An 18,882-nucleotide genomic window follows, 5' to 3' on the forward strand; every position below is an offset into this window, starting at 1 on the left:
GGTCAGATCACGAACCGGGCCAGAAGCTCATCGTCGGTGATGTCCTGATAGGTGAAGCCGTGCTCGTCCAGCTTGGCGAACAGCCGCGCGAAATTTGCGGGGTCCAGCGTCTCGATTCCGATCAGGACCGACCCGAAGTTGCGCGCGGACTTCTTGAGATACTCGAACCGCGCGATGTCGTCGTCGGGGCCCAGCAGGTTCAGGAAGTCCTTCAGCGCACCGGGCCGCTGCGGCAGGCGGAGGATGAAGTACTTCTTTATGCCGGAATACCGCTGGGCGCGTTCCTTGACCTCGGGCAGACGCTCGAAGTCGAAGTTGCCGCCGGTGGTGACGCAGACCACCTGCCGGCCGCGGATCGCCTGACCCAGATCCTTCAGCGCATCGACCGACAGGGCGCCGGCCGGTTCCAGCACGATGCCCTCGACGTTGAGCATGTCGAGGATCGTGGTGCAGAGCCGGTCCTCGAGGATGGTCAGCGTGTTCGCAGCGCCGACGCCCGACAGCCGGGCAAAGGTGCGCTCGCCGATCTTCGCCACCGCCGCGCCGTCGGCAAAGGTGTCGACGCGCGGCAGGGCGACGGGTTCGCCCGCTTCCAGCGCAGCGCGCAGGCAGGCGCCGCCGGCGGGCTCGACCAGAGTGAACAGGCTGTCGGTGCCGAGATAACTGAGAACACCCGCAGACAGACCGCCGCCGCCCACCGGCATCACGATGTGGTCGGGCGCGCGGCCCAGCTGCTCGACGATCTCGACCGCGACGCTGGCCTGCCCCTCGATCACGTCCTCGTCGTCGAAGGGCGACAGGAAGTGCCCGCCCTCGTCGGCGCAGAAGGCCTGCGCGGCGCGCAGCGTGTCGTCGAAGTAGTCGCCGATCAGCCGTATCTCAATGTTGTCGCCGCCGAAGATGCGGGTCTTCTGGATCTTCTGCTGCGGCGTCGTGACCGGCATGAAGATCACGCCGCGCTTGCCGAAATGCCGGCAGGACCACGCCACGCCCTGCGCGTGGTTACCCGCGCTGGCGCAGACGAACAGCGGCGCCTCGGCCTGCTTTCGCATGGCATTGAAGGCGCCGCGCAGCTTGTAGCTGCGCACCGGGCTCAGGTCCTCGCGCTTGAGCCAGATGTCCGCGCCGAAGCGCTCGGACAAGTGGGCGTTGCGCGACAGCGGCGTGGGCTCGAACACGTCGCGCATGGCATGGGCCGCGGCGCGGGCGGCGTTCTGGAAATCGGTCATGTGCGATCTGTGGCCCAGCGCGCGCCCCCGCGCAAGTCAGTCGATGGGGCGGCCCTGAACGTAGTGGCCGTAAAGCGTCGTCAGGACGGACACCCCGATGATCGTCGCGAACCAGCCGGTGACGATGGTGTAGACCACGTTCACGATAGACGTCGGGTCGGGATTCACCAAAGCCGGAGCCTGAATCACGAGGCTGGCGCCGATCACGATGAAGGCGAGCACCACGATCGCGCCGTCGGCGTCCTTCGTCGCGCGCCATCCTTCGCGCAGGGACAGGCGGTGGCCCACGGCCGCAGCGGGCAGCGTCACGCCGAGGCGGAAGAACAGGTAGCCGCCCAGGCCAATCATGCCGAAGGCGAAGATCCCGGCGACGGCCGGCGCGATCGCCAGGAAGAGCATGATCGGGATGAACGCCACGAGAATACCCAGAACCACCACGATCCCCACGACGATCGACCGCCACAGGTAGCGCAGCAGCGTCGCCCCGTGCCATCGCGGCAGCCAGCCCTGCGGATATTCCTCTTCCAGCACGAAGCGGTGCCAGCCGACCGCGATCCACAGGCTGGCCACGATGGCCGCGAACGCAAGGATCACGCTCAGGAGCGATGGCTCGGCGGCCATGCCGGGCACCTCCGCGGCCTCGATCGGGCTGTAGAGCGCCGAGACCTGCCCGGCCACCTGCACCGTGTAGAGCAGCGCCGACACCCGCAGCGCCGGGCCGAGGTTGCGCAGCACCAGCCGCACCGAGTGCATGAAAATGTCCCAGCCCTTCTTCACCGCGCCCTCCGCCGCAACCCGCGTCCCCTGCGTAACAGTCCCGGCGGCCCGGTCAACGCCCAGCGCCTTGCCGCGCGCGGGAAAACCCGATAATCCGCAGCGCGATACGTGGACGGAAGGAACCCCCCATGAGCGCGCCCAAGAAAGTCGTCCTCGCCTATTCCGGCGGTCTCGACACCTCGATCATCCTGAAATGGTTGCAGACCGAGTACGGCTGCGAGGTGGTGACCTTCACCGCCGACCTGGGCCAGGGCGAGGAGCTGGAGCCGGCGCGCAAGAAGGCCGAGCTGCTGGGCATCGACCCGGCCTCGATCTTCGTCGAGGACGTCCGCGAGGAATTCGTGCGCGACTTCGTCTTCCCGATGTTCCGCGCCAACGCCGTCTACGAGGGGCTGTACCTGCTGGGCACATCGATCGCCCGTCCGCTGATCTCCAAGCGGCTGGTCGAGATCGCGCGCGAGACCGGCGCCGACGCAGTCGCTCACGGCGCCACCGGCAAGGGCAACGACCAAGTCCGGTTCGAGCTGTCCTGCGCCGCGCTCGACCCCGACATCAAGGTGATCGCGCCGTGGCGGGAATGGAACCTCGGCTCTCGCACGTCGCTCATCGCGTTCGCCGAGCAGCACCAGATCCCGATCGCCAAGGACAAGCGCGGTGAGGCGCCGTTCAGCGTCGACGCGAACCTCCTGCACACCTCGTCCGAGGGCAAGGTGCTCGAAGACCCCGCGCAGGACGCGCCCGATTACGTCTACCAGCGCACGGTGAACCCCGAGGACGCGCCGAACGACCCCGAACTGATCGAGATCACCTTCGCCAAGGGCGACCCGGTCGCCGTCAACGGCGAGGCGCTGTCGCCCGCCGCGATCCTGACCAGGCTGAACGAGCTGGGCGGCAAGCACGGGATCGGCCGGCTGGACTTCGTCGAGAATCGCTTCGTCGGCATGAAATCGCGCGGCATTTACGAAACCCCCGGCGGCACCGTCCTGCTGGAGGCGCATCGCGGGATCGAGCAGATCACGCTGGACAGCGGCGCGGGCCACCTGAAGGACTCGATCATGCCGCGCTACGCCGAGCTGATCTACAACGGCTTCTGGTTCTCGCCGGAACGCGAGATGTTGCAGGCGCTGATCGACAAGAGCCAGGAGAACGTCAGCGGCACCGTGCGGCTGAAGCTCTACAAAGGGTCGGTGCGCACCATCGGCCGCTGGTCCGAAGAAAGCCTGTATTCCGAGGCGCACGTGACCTTCGAGGACGACGCCGGCGCCTACGATCAGAAGGACGCGGCCGGGTTCATCCAGCTCAACGCGCTGCGCCTGCGCCTTCTGGCGGCGCGCAAACGGCGGCTGGCACGTTGACGCTGCGGCGCGGCACGTAACGTCACGCTACCGGGTTCCTGCCCGCTTGCGCCATGATCGGCGCATCGCAGGAAGGGACCCGAAGACAGTGACGATGAATATGGACGAGATCGCCGCGCGCATCCGCGAAGGACTGGCCCGCAAGCCGCTGGACGAAAGCCTGCGCTTCGATTGCGGCGAGGACGGAGCCCTGCGGCTGGAAGGGTCCGAAGTGACGCATTCGGACGCCGTCGCCGACTGCACCATCCGCATCTCGCAGGCGAACCTGTCGAAGCTGGTCCAAGGCCAGCTGAACCCGATGACCGCCTTCGCGATGGGCAAGATCAAGGTTTCGGGCGACATGAGCGTCGCGCTGAAACTGGGACAGCTGCTGTAGCGGTCGAACCACCAACCTAGGTTCAGGCGCGCGCGCGCCTTCCTCCGGGGGCTCACGCAGCATCACCTAGTGGTGAAAGCCGCGCACGAACCTTGCTTTGATGCATGCGTTGCCGGACCAATGTGGAAAACCCGGAGGACACCATGCGCACTGCCATCCTGACCCTTGCCGCAGCTGCGGCCCTGACCGTCGCCCCCAGGGCCGACGCCGCCGAGATCGTCGTCGCCGGCGGCTGCTTCTGGTGTGTCGAGGCCGATTTCGAGAAGGTCCGCGGCGTGTCAGAGGTCGTCTCGGGCTATACCGGCGGCACCACCGAGAACCCGACCTACGACCAGGTCACCGGCGGCGATACCGGCCATTACGAGGCCGCGCGCATCGAGTACGACCAAAGCGAAATCAACGCGCGTCAGCTTTACGACCTGTTCTTCCGCTCGATCGATCCGTTCGATGCCGGGGGGCAGTTCTGCGACCGCGGTGACAGCTATCGCAGCGCGATCTTCGTCGACGGGCCCGAGGAACGCGAGGCCGCCGAGGCCGCGAAAGCCGCCGCCGAGCGGGAACTCGGCCAAGAGATCGTGACGCCGATCCTCGGGCTCGACGAGTTCTACCGCGCCGAGGATTACCACCAGGATTACTACAAGAGCTCGGAACGCACGTTGACGCGTTTCGGCTATATCGACCGCGCCGACGCCTACGAGCGGTATCGCGAGGGCTGCCGCCGTGACCAGCGCGTGCGCGATATCTGGGGCGACGACGCCCCCTTCGCGGGCTAGAGCGACAGGTCCTGGACCTCGCGCAGGTCCGGGATCACGTCGGCGGTGCCGTGGCGCGTGACCATCAGCGCCGCGGCCTTCGTGGCAAGGCCGATCGCCTGCGCCATCGGCATTCCGCGATCGAGCCCCGCCAGAAGATAACCGGTGAAGGTGTCGCCGGCGCCGGTGGTGTCGACAGGACGCACCTTCAGCGCGTCGAAGTGACGCGTGGTGCCCGCGTCGGTGTCGTGCCAGTCGCAGCCATCGGGCCCGCGCGTCACCACCACGTCGCGCACTGGCAGCGCCTGCGGCTGCATGCCGGTTGCCTCGGCCAGTTGTGCCGCCTCGACCGCGTTCAGCACCAGCAGGTCCAGCAGCGGCAGGACCGCCCGCACGGCATCCGCGTCGAAGGGCGCCGCCGCATAGGCGACGCGCATGCCCCGGGCCGAGGCCATTTCGGCCCCCTCGCGCTGCAGGCTGGTTTCGTTCTGGAAAACGAAGACATCGCCGTCCCGCGCCTCGGCCAGCGGTTCCAGATGCTCGGCCGTCAGCTCGTGATTGGCGCCGGGATGCAGCACGATCGCGTTCTCGCCGGCGTCGTCGACCATGATGATCGCGTGGCCGGTCGGGCCGTCGACAGTGCGAATGTGGCGAGTGTCGACGCCGTATTCCAGCAACCGCTCGACCGCCCAGCCGCCGTCGGCGCCGACAGCGCCCAGATGCACGCAACGTGCGGCCGCCCGCGCCGCCGCCACCGACATGTTCGCCCCCTTGCCTCCCAGTCCGCGCGAGAATTCGCTCGACGCCAAAGTCTCGCCCGGTGCCGGTAGGTGCGGCAGCCGATAGACCAGATCCGCGTTGATAGAGCCCAGGTTGAAGACCGTCATCGCGGCAGGTCCCTAGCCCACCTTGCACGCGGCAAGAACCGCCATGTTCAGGATGTCGTTGGCGGTCGAGTTGGTCGAGCAGATCTGGATCGACCTGTCGACGCCGGTCAGGATCGGACCGATCACCGTCGCGCCCGCCAATTCCTGCATCATCTTGACCGAGATCGACGCCGAGTGGCGTGCCGGCACCACAAGGATGTTCGCCGGGCCGGTCAGGCGCTGGAAGGGATAGGCCTCTTGCGCGCGGGTGTTGAGCGCCACGTCGACGGTCATCTCGCCCTCGTATTCGAAGCTCACACCGCGGGCGTCCAGCACCTCGGGGGCGAGGTGCATCTTCTCGGCGCGCTCCGACACCGGGTAGCCGAAGGTCGAGAAGCTGACGAAGGCCACGCGCGGTTCCAGCCCGAGGTGCCGCGCCACGCCGGCGGCGCGCTCGGCGATGGTGGCAAGGTCATGCTCGTTGGGCCATTCGTGCACCAGCGTGTCGGCGACCAGCACGATACGGCCCTTGTGCAGCAGCACGGTCACGCCCGCGGCACCGTGCTTGGCGTCGGCGTCGAAGACGTGGTTGATCAGCTCCATCACGTGCGCCGACTTGCGCGTGGCGCCCAGGATAAGCCCGTCGCCGTGCCCGTGCGCCAGCATCAGCGCGGCGAAGACGTGCCGGTCGCGCGCCGCCAGCCTGTGCACGTCTGTCCGGTCCAGCCCCTTGCGCTGGCCGCGGGCGTACAGGAACTCCTTGTAGGTCTCGAGATGCGGCGTGTTGGCGGCATTCACCACCTCGATCTCGCTCGCCGCGTCGGCAAGGCCCGCGGCGTCCAGCTTGGCCTTGACGTCGGCCTCGCGCCCCACCACCAGCGCCTGACCCAGCCCCGAGCGCTGGTACATCACCGCCGCGCGCAGCACGCGCGGGTCGTCGCCTTCGGAAAAGATCATCCGCGTCTGGTTCGCGCGGGCGCGCGCGTTGATCGACCGCAGGATCGAGGCGGTGGGATCCATGCGGACTTTCAGGCTTTCCTCGTAGGCCTCCATGTCGATGATCGGGCGCCGCGCGGCGCCGGTATCCATGCCCGCGCGCGCAACCGCCGGCGGGATGCGCCAGATCAGGCGCGGGTCGAAGGGCGTGGGGATGATGTAGTCGCGCCCGAAGCTAAGCGCCGTGCCATAGGCCAGCGCGACCTCGTCGGGCACGTCCTCGCGCGCCAGCGCAGCCAGCGCCTCGGCGCAGGCGATCTTCATCGCGTCGTTTATGGCGCGGGCGTGGATGTCGAGCGCGCCGCGGAACAGGTAGGGAAACCCGAGCACATTGTTGACCTGGTTGGGGTAGTCGGACCGGCCGGTGGCGACGATCGCGTCCTGGCGGATCTCCTGCGCCTCTTCGGGCGTGATCTCGGGGTCGGGATTCGCCATGGCGAAAATGACCGGGTTGTCGGCCATCGACTCGACCATGGCGGGCGTCACCGCGCCCTTGACCGACACGCCGATGAAGACGTCCGCGCCCTTCATCGCCTCCTCGAGCGTGCGCAGGTCGGTCTTCACCGCGTGGGCCGATTTCCACTGGTTCATACCCTCGGTGCGGCCCTGGTAAATCACGCCCTTGGTGTCGCAGGCGATGCAGTTCTCGTGCCGCGCGCCCATCGACTTGAGCAGTTCGATGCAGGCGATCCCGGCCGCGCCCGCGCCGTTGAGCACGATGCGGCAATCCTCGATCTTCTTTCCGCTGATGTGCAGCGCGTTGATCAGCCCCGCGGCGCAGATCACCGCCGTCCCGTGCTGGTCGTCGTGGAAGACGGGGATGTCCATCTGCTCCTTCAGCGTCTGCTCGATGATGAAGCATTCCGGCGCCTTGATGTCCTCGAGGTTGATGCCGCCGAAGGTCGGGCCCATCAGTTTGACTGCCTTGATGAACTCGTCCGGGTCTTCGGTATCCAGCTCGATATCGATCGAGTTCACGTCGGCGAAGCGCTTGAACAGGACCGACTTGCCCTCCATCACCGGCTTCGAGCCCAGCGCGCCGAGGTTGCCCAGCCCCAGCACCGCTGTGCCGTTCGAGATCACCGCGACGAGGTTGCCCTTGTTGGTGTAGTCGTAGGCCAGTTCGGGGTTCTGCGCGATCTCCTCGCAGGGCACGGCGACACCGGGGGAATAGGCCAGCGAAAGGTCGCGCTGCGTTGTCATCGGGACGGTGGCGTTGACCTCCCACTTGCCGGGCATGGGCTCGTAGTGGAACGCCAGCGCCTCTTCGCGCGTGTACTTGGTTCTGGACATGGCTTCCCCCTTGCTCGCGGCGGTTTTCCGGTTTTACCGCGCCTCCGTCAGCCTTAATGTCACGCGAAACCGGCCGGGGGAAGGTTCGTGAACGCAAACGTCAAGGCGCCCGACGCGTCCGTCACGCCAATGATGGCGCAGTACCTGTCGATCAAGGCGGATTACGCCGACGCGCTGCTGTTCTACCGGATGGGCGATTTCTACGAGTTGTTCTTCGACGACGCGGCGGCGGCCGCCGAGGCGCTGGACATCGCGCTAACCAAGCGCGGCAAGCATGACGGCGACGATATTCCGATGTGCGGCGTTCCCGTCCACGCGGCCGAGGGCTACCTGCTGACGCTGATCCGCAAAGGCTTCCGCGTCGCCGTGTGCGAGCAGATGGAGCCCCCGTCCGAGGCCAAGAAGCGCGGCGCCAAGTCCGTCGTGCGGCGCGAGGTGGTGCGCCTCGTCACCCCCGGCACGCTGACCGAAGACACATTGCTGGACGCGCGGCGGCACAACTACCTGGCGGCGCTGGCGCGGGTGCGCGACGACTGGGCGCTGGCGTGGTGCGACATCTCGACCGGCGCGTTTCACGTGATGCCGGTCGGGCAATCGCGCATCGGTGCCGAGATCGCGCGCCTGTCGCCGTCCGAGCTTCTGACGACCGACGCGGTGGACGAGACCATGCGCGAGGTCCTGGGCGACTTGTGCGTCTGGCCCACCGTCCTAGGCGCGGCCAGCTTCGATTCCACCGCGGCCGAGGGGCGGCTGTGCACGGCCTACGGCGTCTCGACGCTGTCGGGCTTCGGCACCTTTGACCGGGCGGAACTGTCGGCGATGGGCGCCGTGGTCGACTACCTCGACATCACGCAGAAAGGCGCCCTGCCCCGCCTCACGCCGCCCCGCTCCGAAGCGACCTCGCGTCTGATGCAGATCGACGCCGCGACCCGCCGCAACCTGGAGTTGACGCACAGCCTTCAGGGCGGGCGGGCGGGCAGCCTGCTTTCGGTGATCGACCGAACGGTGACGGCGGCAGGCGCGCGGCTGCTGGAGCGGCGGCTGTCGTCGCCGTCACGCGACCTGTCGGTCATCCGCGGACGGCTGGAAGCCGTGCGCTGGGCTGTCGAGACGCCGCTGGCCGATCGCCTGCGCGACGCGCTGCGCCGGGTGCCGGACCTCGACCGCGCTTTGTCGCGGCTAGCGCTCGACCGGGGCGGTCCGCGCGATCTTGCCGCCGTCCGCAACGCGTGTGAACAGGCCGCGGACATCCTGCGAATGCTGGGCGGCACCGACCTTCCCACCACGCTGGACGAGGCACGCGCCGCGTTGAGTGGCTTCGACGCCCTGCGCGGCACGCTGGCCGCGGCGCTGGTGGCCGATCCGCCGCTTCTGGCACGCGACGGCGGCTTCATCGCCGCGGGTCACGACGCCGCGCTGGACGAGGCGCGCCAGCTGCGGGACGAGGGGCGCGGCGTGATCGCCAGGATGCAGGCGGATTACGCGCAGCAGGCCGGCATCTCCGGCCTCAAGATCAAGCACAACAACGTGCTGGGCTACTTCATCGAGACCACCGCGACGCACCGCGACCGCATGCTGCAGCCGCCGCTGTCGGACACGTTCATCCACCGCCAGACCACCGCCAACCAGCTGCGCTTCACCACCGTCGAACTGTCCGAGATCGAGACGCGCATCCTCAACGCCGGCGGCGAGGCGCTGGACATCGAGAAGCGGCTGTTCGCGGACCTGCGCGCGCAGGTCCTCGACGCCGCGCCGGCGCTGTCCGGGCTGGCGCTGGGGCTGGCCGAGTTCGACCTGAGCCTGAGCCTTGCCGACCTGTCGCGCGCCCGGGACTGGACGATGCCGCAGGTCGACGACAGCCGCGCCTTCCGGATCGAGGGCGGCCGCCACCCTGTGGTCGAGGCCGCGCTGGAAGCCAGCGGCACGCCCTTCGTGGCCAACGATTGCGCGCTCGACGCGGGCGACGGCGCGGCGGTGATGCTGCTGACCGGTCCGAACATGGCGGGCAAGTCGACCTTCCTGCGGCAGAACGCGCTGATCGCGCTGCTGGCGCAGATGGGAAGCTTCGTGCCTGCGCGCGCGGCGCGTGTCGGGCTGGTCAGCCAGATCTTCAGCCGCGTCGGGGCCTCGGATGATCTTGCACGCGGCCGGTCGACCTTCATGGTCGAGATGGTGGAAACCGCCGCGATCCTGAACCAGGCCGACGACCGCGCGCTGGTGATCCTAGACGAGATCGGGCGCGGCACCGCCACCTATGACGGGCTGTCGATCGCTTGGGCCGTGCTGGAGCACCTTCAGGCGGTGAACCGCGTCCGCGGCCTGTTTGCGACGCATTACCACGAGTTGACGCAGCTGGCGGGCAAGCTGGACGGCGTGCGCAACGCCACGGTTGCGGTCAAGGAATGGCAGGGCGAGGTGATCTTCCTGCACGAAGTGCGCGACGGTGCCGCCGACCGCTCCTACGGCGTGCAGGTGGCGAAACTGGCGGGTCTGCCTGCCCCGGTCATCGAGCGCGCGCGCACCGTCCTGCAGGCGCTGGAGGAAGGCGAGCGCGAGCGGGCCGCACCCAAGGCGCTGATCGACGACCTGCCGCTGTTCTCGGCCGCCGCGGCGGCCCCGCCGACGCAATCGAAAGTGGCATCCGAGGCCGAAGAGCGCCTCGCTGCGCTCAACCCCGACGACCTCAGCCCACGCGAGGCGCTGCAGGCGCTTTACGACCTGAAAGCCCTGACGCAGGCCTGAGGCCGGCCGCTGCCGTCATCTGGATGAAGAAAGCTGGACGCGCGGGGGCAACGCCCCCGTCGCAAGCACGGTCTCAGCTGGCCGGTGTCGAGCTGACGCCCACCTGCGCGGGGCGCAGAAGCCGGTCGTGCAGCAGGAAGCCGCTGGCCGAGACCTGGATGATCTCGCCGGCCTTGGTGTTAGGCACCGGCGCCTCGAACATCGCCTCGTGGTGCTGCGGGTCGAAGCGGTCACCGACCTGCGGCTCGATCCGAGTCACGCCGTGGCGGTCGAAGACAGTCGCCAGTTCCTTTAGCGTCAGCTCGACACCCTCGACCAGCGCGGTTGAGGCAGAAGTGTCGTCATCCTTGGCCACGGCCAGCGCGCGCTGAAGGTTGTCGTAGACGGGAAGGAGGTCGCGGGCGATGCGCGTGCCGCCATAGGCCTGAGCCTCCTGCCGGTCCTTCGCGGCGCGCTTGCGCGCGTTCTCGGCATCGGCCAGCGCGCGTAGCAGTCGATCCTTCAGCTCGTCGCGCTCGGCGCGCAGCGAGTCCAGCTCGACATCCTCGTTGCTGGGCTCGCTCTCGTCTTCGGGTTCCACCGCCTCGGGATCGTCGAGAAACGGATCTTCCTTCGGGTCTGCCATGTCTCACCTCTGCTGCCGGTCGGCGATCAGCCGTCCGACCAATTGGGCCGTGTAGTCCACTATGGGGACGATGCGGCCGTAGTTCAGGCGGGTCGGGCCGATCACGCCTACCGCGCCCACGATCTTTCGGTCCGCGTTCATATATGGAGAGACCACCAGAGAGGAACCCGAAAGCGAAAAAAGTTTGTTCTCGGATCCGATGAAGATGCGCACGCCGTCGCCCTCCTCGGCCAGTTCCAGAAACTCGGCGATGTCGCGCTTGCGCTCGAGGTCGTCGAACAGCAGGCGGATCTTTTCCAGTTCTTCCTCGGCGGCGTCCTCGCCCAGCAGGTTGGCGCGGCCGCGCACGATCAGGCGCGCCGACATGTCCGGCTCGGCCTCCCACACGGCGACGCCGGATTCCACCAGCTCGGCCGCAAGCGAGTCGAGCTCCTGGCGCCGCCTGACGATTTCCTGTGCCATGACGGTCTTCAACTCGGACAACGTCTTGCCGTCGACGAAGGCGTTGATGAAGTTGGCCGCTTCGCGCATGGCCGAGGGCGTCTGTCCCTTCGGTGGCGTGAACAGACGGTTTTCCACGTGCCCGTCGGCGAAGACGATGACCACCAGGGCCCGTTCATGCGACAGACTGACGAATTCGATATGCTTCAGGGGCGCCTCGTGCTTCGGCGTCAGCACGAGCGACGCGCCATGCGTCACGCCAGACAGCGCATGCCCTACCCGGTCCAGCAATCCGCCCACGTCGTCGGTGTTGGACCCCAGCGTCGCGTCGAGCTTTTCGCGGTCGGTGGCTTCCAGGTCGCCGACCTCGAGCAGCCCGTCGACGAACATGCGAAGGCCGAGCTGCGTCGGCACGCGACCGGCGCTGACATGGGGGCTGTCCAGCAGGCCCAGGAATTCCAGGTCCTGCATAACGTTGCGTACCGTCGCAGCCGAAACCTTTTCCGACAGCGTGCGCGTCAGTACGCGCGAGCCCACGGGCTCGCCCGATGCCAGATACCCCTCGACCACGCGCCGGAACACTTCGCGCGAGCGGTCGTTCATCTGTTCGAGCAGCGCGCCTGCCTCTTTCATACTGCGCCTCTTGCCAGTCGGGCCATTAAAGGTGCCTCTTTGCCGGCGTCAATCGGGGTTGCGCCGGGGGTGACGGCCCGTCTATGCCGAGCCAATCAACGGAGAGGCTTCATGCGACCATCTGGACGGAATTTAAGCGAAATGCGCCCGGTTTCAATCGAGACCGGTGTAATGCGGCACGCAGAAGGCTCTTGCCTGATCAAGGTCGGCCACACCCACGTGCTGTGCTCGGCGTCGCTGGAAGAACGTGTTCCTCCGTTCATCAAGGGCTCGGGTCAGGGTTGGGTAACGGCGGAATACGGGATGCTGCCGCGCTCGACCTCGTCGCGGATGCGGCGCGAGGCGACTTCAGGCAAACAGGGCGGCCGCACCGTCGAAATCCAGCGCTTGATCGGGCGCAGCCTGCGCGCGGGTGTCGACCGGCAGGCGTTGGGCGAGCGCCAGATTACGGTGGATTGCGACGTGCTGCAGGCAGATGGCGGCACGCGCTGCGCCGCGATCACCGGCGGCTGGGTGGCGCTGCGTCTGGCGGTGAACAAGCTGATGAAGGCGGGCGACGTGAAGACCGACCCGCTGATCTCGGAGGTGGCGGCGGTCAGCTGCGGCATCTATGCCGGTCAGCCCCTGCTGGACCTAGACTACCCCGAGGATTCCGAGGCCGGCGTCGACGGCAACTTCATCCTGCGTGGTGATGGGCAACTGATCGAGATCCAGATGTCGGCGGAGGGCGCCACGTTCTCGCGCGCGCAGATGGCCGAGTTGATGGATCTGGCCGAGACGGGCGTCTCGCAACTGGTCGAGGCGCAGCGAAAGGCCGTTGCATGATCCGGCGCTTCGACGGAGACACGTTGCTGGTCGCCACGCACAATAGCGGCAAACTGGGCGAGATCGCCGACCTGCTGTCGGATTTCGACGTGACCGTCATCGGCGCGAAGGCGATGGACCTGCCCGAGCCGGTCGAGAGCGGCACCACCTTCGTCGAAAACGCGCGGATCAAGGCGCATGCGGCGGCGCAGGCGACCGGCCTGCCCGCCTTGTCCGACGATTCCGGGATCGAGATCGACGCGCTGGACAAGGCTCCCGGCGTCTACACCGCCGACTGGGCGGAAACGCCTCAGGGCCGGGACTTCGTCATGGCCATGACAACGGCGCATGACCGGCTGGTCGAAAGTGGTGCACCCGAGCCTTGGACCGCACGCTTCTGCTGTACCCTGGTCCTCGCCTGGCCCGACGGGCATGACGAGGTGTTCCCCGGCAGGATGGAAGGCCGTATCGTGTGGCCGATGCGCGGCGACCAGGGCCACGGATACGACCCCATTTTCCAGCCGCAGGGATACGACGTGACCTTCGGCGAGATGGATCGCTGGAAAAAGAACCGCATCAGCCACCGTGCCGATGCCTTCGCCAAGCTTGTCGCAGGCTGCTTTGCCCGTTGAACCCTGGCAGCGCGGCGGCTTCGGCCTGTACGTCCATTGGCCCTTCTGCGAGGCCAAGTGCCCCTATTGCGACTTCAACAGCCACGTCACGGCGTCGATAGACCAGCGCCGCTGGGCTGATGCCTTGGCCGCCGAAGTGCGCCGCTGGGCCGAGGTGACGCCGGGGCGCGTTCTGTCGTCGATCTTCTTCGGCGGGGGAACGCCGTCGCTGATGACACCCGAGACCGTCGATACGGTGCTGCGGGCGGCCCAGGATAGCTGGACTTGGGCGAACGACATCGAGATCACGCTGGAGGCCAATCCGCGCTCGGTCGAGGCGGCGCGGTTTCGCGGCTTTGCCGAAGCGGGGGTGAACCGCGTGTCGCTGGGCGTACAATCGCTGCGCGAGGGCGACCTGCGACGGCTTGGCCGGCTGCACGACGTGGACGAGGCGCGGGCGGCGTTCGACATCGCCCGGAAGACGTTCGACCGGGTGAGTTTTGACCTGATCTATGCCCGGCAGGGCCAGACGCGCGAAGCGTGGCGCGACGAACTGAGCGAGGCGCTGGACATGGCCGCAGATCACCTGTCGCTGTACCAGCTGACGATCGAGCCCGGCACCGCATTCTGGGACCGGCGCCAGGCTGGCGGGTTGCGCGGCCTGCCCGACGAGGATCTGGGCGCGGACCTGTTCGAGATGACGCAGGACATCTGCGGCGCGGCGGGCATGCCGGCCTACGAAGTGTCGAACCACACCCGGCCGGGTGCGGAATCGCGCCACAACCTGGTCTACTGGCGGTCGGGCGACTGGGTCGGTGTCGGCCCCGGCGCGCATGGTCGTGTCACAATGGATGGCGCGCGGCGCTCGAACGCCGGATGGTTGGCCCCGGGCAAGTGGCTTGGCGCGGCCGAGGCCGGCAACGGTGATGAATCCATCGAAGTCTTGACGGACGAAGATCGGGATGCGGAATACCTGATGATGGGTCTGCGCCTAACCGAAGGTCTAGATGTTGATGGTCTAGGCGCTGTCGCCAAGGATCCGCGGTTCCACCGCTCGATTGATGAACTGATCGCTCAGGACTTGCTCTGGGCACGGGATGAAAGCATAGGGGCGACTGCGCGCGGTCGCCTTCTGTTGAACGCAGTCATCGCCGAGTTGATGCCGGACTGAAGCCTAGCGGTGCGAACTCAGCAGCGCGCACAGCGTATCGAGTTGTTCCAGCGTGTCGTAGCTGATCGTGAGAGCGCCGCTTTCGGCACCAGATCTGTGGTCTATCCGCACCGACATGCCCAATGCAGCCGACAAATCGCCCTCGAGCGCCTTGGTGTCAGCATCCTTGTCGAAGCTCGTCCCATCGGCGCGCTGGCGCGGCTTGGATTTCGTGCTGGACGGCCCCTTGGCCAGCCGCTCGGCTTCCCGTACTGAAAGTCCTTTTGCGACAATCGCTTGCGCCAATTCGTCCGGCTTTTCCGCCGTGATGAGCGTCCTGGCGTGGCCGGCACTGAGGTGACCCTCTGTCACCATGGCCTGCACGGTTTCAGGCAGGTTGAGAAGGCGCAGAAGGTTCGCGATGTGGCTGCGGCTTTTGCCTAAGGCCTCGGCCATCTTTTCCTGCGTGTGGCCAAACTTCTGCATCAGCTGACGGTATCCCAGCGCCTCTTCGATCGGGTTCAGATCGGCGCGTTGGATGTTCTCGATGATCGCAACCTCGAGAACCTCGGTGTCGTCGAAGCTTCGGACAAGAACCGGCAATTCGTGCAACTGCGCCATCTGCGCAGCACGCCACCGCCTTTCCCCCGCTACGATCTGGAACCGGTCGGGGTCGGCCGGATCGACGCGCACGATCAGCGGTTGGATGACACCCTTCGTCCGGATCGAATTCGCAAGCTCTTCAAGCTGCGCCGGGGTAAACGAACGGCGCGGCTGATCAGGGTTTGGCACGATTCGTTCGATCGGCACCACTCGGTCGGCGCGTGGACGGCCGGAATCGCCGGGTTCGACGGTTTCGACATCCGCCATCAACGCGGACAGGCCCCGTCCCAGCCCGCGGCGCTGTTCTTTCTTCGGTGCCATGCGTGTTTCGCGTCCTTCGTTCTTCATGCGGCCAACAGATGGTTTTTCCTCAACAGTTCCGACGCGAATGCCCGATATGCCTGCGCGCCCTTCGATGTCGAGTCGTATTCAAGGACAGGCAGCGCGTAGGACGGAGCCTCGCTGACGCGAACGTTGCGCGGTATGACCGTGGTGAAAACCAATTCGCCAAGGTTTGCGCGCGCATCCGCCTCGACCTGCTGCGACAGATTGTTTCGGGCATCATACATCGTCATGACGATGCCCTCTATCCGCAGATTGGGATTTGCGCTTTGCCGGACTTCGCGGATTGTCAGCATCAATTGCGACAGACCCTCGAGCGCGAAGAACTCGCTCTGAAGCGGCACGAGCACCGAATGCGCGGCAACCATGGCGTTGATCGTCAGAAGGTTGAGCGACGGCGGGCAGTCGATCAGAACGAAATCATAACCATGTTCCAGTAGATCGGGACGTCGAAGCGCATCGCGCAACAGGAAGCTGCGCTTTTCGTTGGAATATAGTTCGATATCCGCAGAGCTGAGGTCGACATTGGCCGGAATGAGGGAGAGATTGGGGCTTGCCGTCTCGTGAACCAGATCCGTCAATGCGATGTCGTCCAGTATTAGATCGTAACTGGTGTAGGCACGCATTTCGGACTCGACCCCCAGGCCGGTCGAGGCGTTTCCCTGTGGATCAATGTCGACGATGAGAACCTTGAGCCCCGTTTCGGCCAGTGCCGCGCCAAGGTTGATCGTGGTCGTCGTCTTGCCGACGCCGCCTTTTTGATTGGCAATCGCGATGATCTTCGGCGATGCCGGCCGCTGCAGATCAGACATGCGAAAGGTCTCCGACGGTCAGGATGACGGATGAGGGGTCCGTTTCACTTGTATGGACCCGGTGCGAGAAGGTCCAAGACTTCTTGGCGATATCCACCTCTTTTTGCCAGCTTATTCCTTTGGGGAGGAGCGCTATCCCGTCGACGGCGGAATGGCGCGCGACGTGACCCAACAGGAGGTCCAACGGCGCCAGCGCTCTGGCCGAGACGACGTCAGCGCAAAGCGGTACGACATGTTCGATCCGAGCGGCCTCGACTGCAGCACTCACTCCGGTTTCGCGCAGCACGGTGCGCAGGAAAACCGCCTTGCGCCCATCGCTTTCGACCAGCGTGATATGCATGTTGGGCGATTTCTCGGCCGCGAGTATGGCGACGACAAGACCCGGGAAGCCACCGCCGCTACCAAGGTCTACCCATTTCCGTGCATTGGCGGGAGCCAGATCGAAGAGTTGCGCCGAATCCGCGATGTGTCGCGTCCAGACGTGGCTCAGACTACTTCGAGAGACGAGGTTGATGCGTGGGTTCCACTTCGCCAACAAATCGGCAAAGAGAGTCAGCCGCTCATTTGTTTCACGTGAAACATCAAGATCCGCCCGTTCCGTCATGCAATAGCGCGTCGCTCGTCTTGCCGAAGCCGTGCCACGATCAAGGCAAGCGCCGCGGGCGTCATGCCCTCTATTCGGGCCGCTTGGGCGATGCTTTCCGGCCGCGTGCGCGACAGCTTGCCTTTCAGCTCGTTCGACAAACTGGGCAGCGCGTCATAAGAAAAGCCCGAGGGAATCGCTACCGCCTCGTCCTTCTTCAGCAGGTCGACGTCCCTTTGCTGACGCGCCAGGTAGTTCGCGTAGATCGCCTCCTTGGCTATTTGTGTGGCGGTATCTGGCTCGATTTCAGCAAAGGCCTCGTCAAGCATCCGCACGTCATCGAAAGACACGTCCGGAAAGGACAGCAACTGGTACGCTGTGCGTCGCACCCCGTCGGAATTGACGTTGACGCCGATGGATTGCAACTGGTTTGGCGTGAATGTTCCCTGTTGAAGCATTTCGCGCGCCGTCTCCAGTTTCTCCAGTTTCCGACCGAACGCGCGCCGCCTTGCCTCGCTGACGCAGCCCAACGCGATGCCCTTCGGCGTAAGACGTTGATCAGCATTATCAGCGCGCAGAGACAGCCTGAATTCGGCCCTGGACGTGAACATTCGGTACGGCTCGGCGACGCCGCGAGTCGTGAGGTCATCGACCATGACGCCAATATACGACTCGGTCCGCTCGAAAAACGCCGGCTCCCTGCCCTGCGCTCGCCGTGCTGCGTTCAAACCCGCGACCAAACCTTGAGCGGCAGCCTCTTCATAGCCCGTCGTACCGTTAATTTGTCCCGCCAGGAACAGTCCCCGCAAAGATCGAACCGCGAGCGTCCGGTCCAGAGCGCGGGGGTCCACGTAGTCATACTCGATCGCGTATCCGGGCTGGCGGATCTGCACTGCCTCCAAGCCGGGAATGGTGCGCACGTAGGCTTTCTGAACATCCACCGGCATGGATGTCGAAATTCCGTTCGGATAGATCGTGTCGTCGTCAAGCCCTTCCGGTTCAAGGAAAATCTGGTGCGATTCCTTGTCCGCGAAACGCGTCACCTTGTCTTCTATCGAAGGGCAATAGCGCGGGCCGACGCCCTCGATGTGACCTCCGTACATCGCTGACCGATCGAGGTTCTGGCGAATGATGTCGTGCGTCGCAGCGGTCGTCGCAGTGATTCCACAAGAGATTTGACGCGCGACGGGTTTTCCGGACAAGAAGGAGAACATGACCGGATCGTCGTCGCCCGGCTGCTCCCCAAGTTTCGACCAATCTATGGTCTTCCCGTCTAGACGCGGGGGCGTCCCCGTCTTGAGGCGCCCCAAGGGCAGCCCGAAGTCATCAATACGCTCCGCCAACCGAATGGACGGCTTGTCGCCCATCCTCCCACCGTTGCGCCGTTCGTTTCCAATATGGATGACGCCGCGAAGGAAGGTACCGCTGGTCAGAATGACCTCGCGCGCACGCAAGACCGTGCCGTCGGCAAGCTGAACGCCCTCGACGCGGTCTCCGGCCTGGATCAAATCAACCACTTCGCCCTGCACGACGTCGACAGCCTTCTGTCCGCGAATGGCCGATTGGATGGCCGCGCGGTACAGGGTCCTATCCGCTTGCGCACGGGGCCCTTGCACGGCCGGGCCTTTCCGGCGGTTCAGAAGACGAAACTGGATGCCGGCCTGATCTGCCGCTACGCCCATGATGCCATCCAACGCGTCGATCTCACGAACGAGATGTCCCTTTCCCAGCCCGCCGATCGCCGGGTTGCAAGACATGACGCCAAGGTCAGCTTCGCGCAGCGTCACCAGAGCCGTCGTGGCGCCCATGCGAGCAGCAGCGGCCGCGGCTTCGGTGCCGGCGTGGCCGCCGCCGATCACGACGACGTCGAAATGATGTTTCACGTGAAACAC

Annotated in this window: 17 protein-coding genes; 7 read left to right on the plus strand and 10 right to left on the minus strand. The window is 66.0% G+C overall.

What is annotated here, in order from left to right:
• Positions 1-2: 2 nt before the first annotated feature.
• Both ilvA and BLW27_RS01620 read right to left on the minus strand, forming a co-directional pair.
• A complete protein-coding gene (gene ilvA, locus BLW27_RS01615; protein WP_089878187.1) occupies positions 3-1,229 on the minus strand; it encodes a threonine ammonia-lyase IlvA in 1,227 nt (408 codons plus the stop codon).
• A gap of 36 nt (positions 1,230-1,265) precedes the next feature.
• A complete protein-coding gene (locus BLW27_RS01620; protein ID WP_245710737.1) occupies positions 1,266-2,006 on the minus strand; it encodes a hypothetical protein in 741 nt (246 codons plus the stop codon).
• A 128-nt stretch (positions 2,007-2,134) separates the two neighbouring features.
• On the opposite strand from BLW27_RS01620, the gene BLW27_RS01625 reads away from it, so the two are divergent.
• The 3 genes from BLW27_RS01625 to msrA all read left to right on the plus strand — a co-directional run bounded on the left by BLW27_RS01625 (position 2,135) and on the right by msrA (position 4,510).
• Positions 2,135-3,361 carry an argininosuccinate synthase gene (locus BLW27_RS01625; protein ID WP_089878189.1) on the plus strand — a complete coding sequence of 409 codons (1,227 nt, stop codon included), beginning with the start codon at positions 2,135-2,137 and terminating at the stop codon, positions 3,359-3,361.
• Between the two features lie 94 nt (positions 3,362-3,455).
• Positions 3,456-3,737, plus strand: a complete 282-nt coding sequence (locus tag BLW27_RS01630; RefSeq protein ID WP_089878192.1) for an SCP2 sterol-binding domain-containing protein — start codon at positions 3,456-3,458, stop codon at positions 3,735-3,737.
• A gap of 143 nt (positions 3,738-3,880) precedes the next feature.
• Complete coding sequence (msrA, locus tag BLW27_RS01635) at positions 3,881-4,510, plus strand: peptide-methionine (S)-S-oxide reductase MsrA (protein WP_089878195.1); 630 nt, start codon at positions 3,881-3,883, stop codon at positions 4,508-4,510.
• On the opposite strand, the gene BLW27_RS01640 is transcribed toward msrA, so the two are convergent.
• Both BLW27_RS01640 and BLW27_RS01645 read right to left on the minus strand, forming a co-directional pair.
• On the minus strand, positions 4,507-5,376 hold the full coding sequence (locus BLW27_RS01640; protein WP_089878198.1) for a ribokinase: 870 nt from the start codon (positions 5,374-5,376) through the stop codon (positions 4,507-4,509). The two genes, msrA and BLW27_RS01640, sit on opposite strands and share 4 nt — an antisense overlap.
• Before the next feature lie 12 nt (positions 5,377-5,388).
• Positions 5,389-7,644 (minus strand): NADP-dependent malic enzyme, encoded by a 2,256-nt coding sequence (locus BLW27_RS01645; RefSeq protein ID WP_089878200.1) that lies wholly within the window; start codon positions 7,642-7,644, stop codon positions 5,389-5,391.
• A gap of 129 nt (positions 7,645-7,773) precedes the next feature.
• Between BLW27_RS01645 and mutS the strand changes: the two genes are divergently transcribed.
• Positions 7,774-10,386 (plus strand): DNA mismatch repair protein MutS, encoded by a 2,613-nt coding sequence (gene mutS / locus BLW27_RS01650; RefSeq protein ID WP_089878203.1) that lies wholly within the window; start codon positions 7,774-7,776, stop codon positions 10,384-10,386.
• A 73-nt stretch (positions 10,387-10,459) separates the two neighbouring features.
• Here the strand turns inward: mutS and BLW27_RS01655 are convergent, their stop codons facing one another.
• Positions 10,460-11,011: a nucleotide exchange factor GrpE gene (locus BLW27_RS01655; RefSeq protein WP_089878206.1), complete on the minus strand. Its 552-nt coding sequence runs from the start codon at positions 11,009-11,011 to the stop codon at positions 10,460-10,462.
• A 3-nt stretch (positions 11,012-11,014) separates the two neighbouring features.
• Entirely contained in the window at positions 11,015-12,085 is a 1,071-nt protein-coding gene (hrcA, locus tag BLW27_RS01660; RefSeq protein ID WP_089878209.1) for a heat-inducible transcriptional repressor HrcA, read from the minus strand.
• Positions 12,086-12,196: 111 nt separating this feature from the next.
• Between hrcA and rph the strand changes: the two genes are divergently transcribed.
• The 3 genes from rph to hemW are packed head-to-tail and all read left to right on the plus strand — an operon-like array spanning position 12,197 to position 14,671.
• Positions 12,197-12,910, plus strand: a complete 714-nt coding sequence (gene rph, locus BLW27_RS01665; RefSeq protein WP_089878212.1) for a ribonuclease PH — start codon at positions 12,197-12,199, stop codon at positions 12,908-12,910.
• Positions 12,907-13,521, plus strand: a complete 615-nt coding sequence (gene rdgB, locus BLW27_RS01670; RefSeq protein WP_089878215.1) for an RdgB/HAM1 family non-canonical purine NTP pyrophosphatase — start codon at positions 12,907-12,909, stop codon at positions 13,519-13,521. Before rph ends, rdgB begins: the two co-directional genes overlap by 4 nt.
• Positions 13,481-14,671, plus strand: a complete 1,191-nt coding sequence (gene hemW / locus BLW27_RS01675) for a radical SAM family heme chaperone HemW (protein ID WP_089878218.1) — start codon at positions 13,481-13,483, stop codon at positions 14,669-14,671. Before rdgB ends, hemW begins: the two co-directional genes overlap by 41 nt.
• A 3-nt stretch (positions 14,672-14,674) precedes the next feature.
• On the opposite strand, the gene BLW27_RS01680 is transcribed toward hemW, so the two are convergent.
• The 4 genes from BLW27_RS01680 to mnmG are packed head-to-tail and all read right to left on the minus strand — an operon-like array spanning position 14,675 to position 18,882.
• Positions 14,675-15,574: a ParB/RepB/Spo0J family partition protein gene (locus BLW27_RS01680; RefSeq protein WP_089878726.1), complete on the minus strand. Its 900-nt coding sequence runs from the start codon at positions 15,572-15,574 to the stop codon at positions 14,675-14,677.
• Positions 15,575-15,597: 23 nt separating this feature from the next.
• Positions 15,598-16,407 (minus strand): ParA family protein, encoded by an 810-nt coding sequence (locus BLW27_RS01685; RefSeq protein WP_089878221.1) that lies wholly within the window; start codon positions 16,405-16,407, stop codon positions 15,598-15,600.
• A complete protein-coding gene (rsmG, locus tag BLW27_RS01690; RefSeq protein ID WP_089878224.1) occupies positions 16,400-17,011 on the minus strand; it encodes a 16S rRNA (guanine(527)-N(7))-methyltransferase RsmG in 612 nt (203 codons plus the stop codon). The genes BLW27_RS01685 and rsmG overlap by 8 nt, the downstream gene beginning before the upstream one ends.
• Positions 17,008-18,882 carry a tRNA uridine-5-carboxymethylaminomethyl(34) synthesis enzyme MnmG gene (gene mnmG, locus BLW27_RS01695; RefSeq protein WP_089878226.1) on the minus strand — a complete coding sequence of 625 codons (1,875 nt, stop codon included), beginning with the start codon at positions 18,880-18,882 and terminating at the stop codon, positions 17,008-17,010. Before mnmG ends, rsmG begins: the two co-directional genes overlap by 4 nt.

Origin of the sequence: Citreimonas salinaria, assembly GCF_900107235.1 — a bacterium.
In the GTDB taxonomy this organism is placed as follows: Bacteria; Pseudomonadota; Alphaproteobacteria; order Rhodobacterales; family Rhodobacteraceae; genus Citreimonas; species Citreimonas salinaria.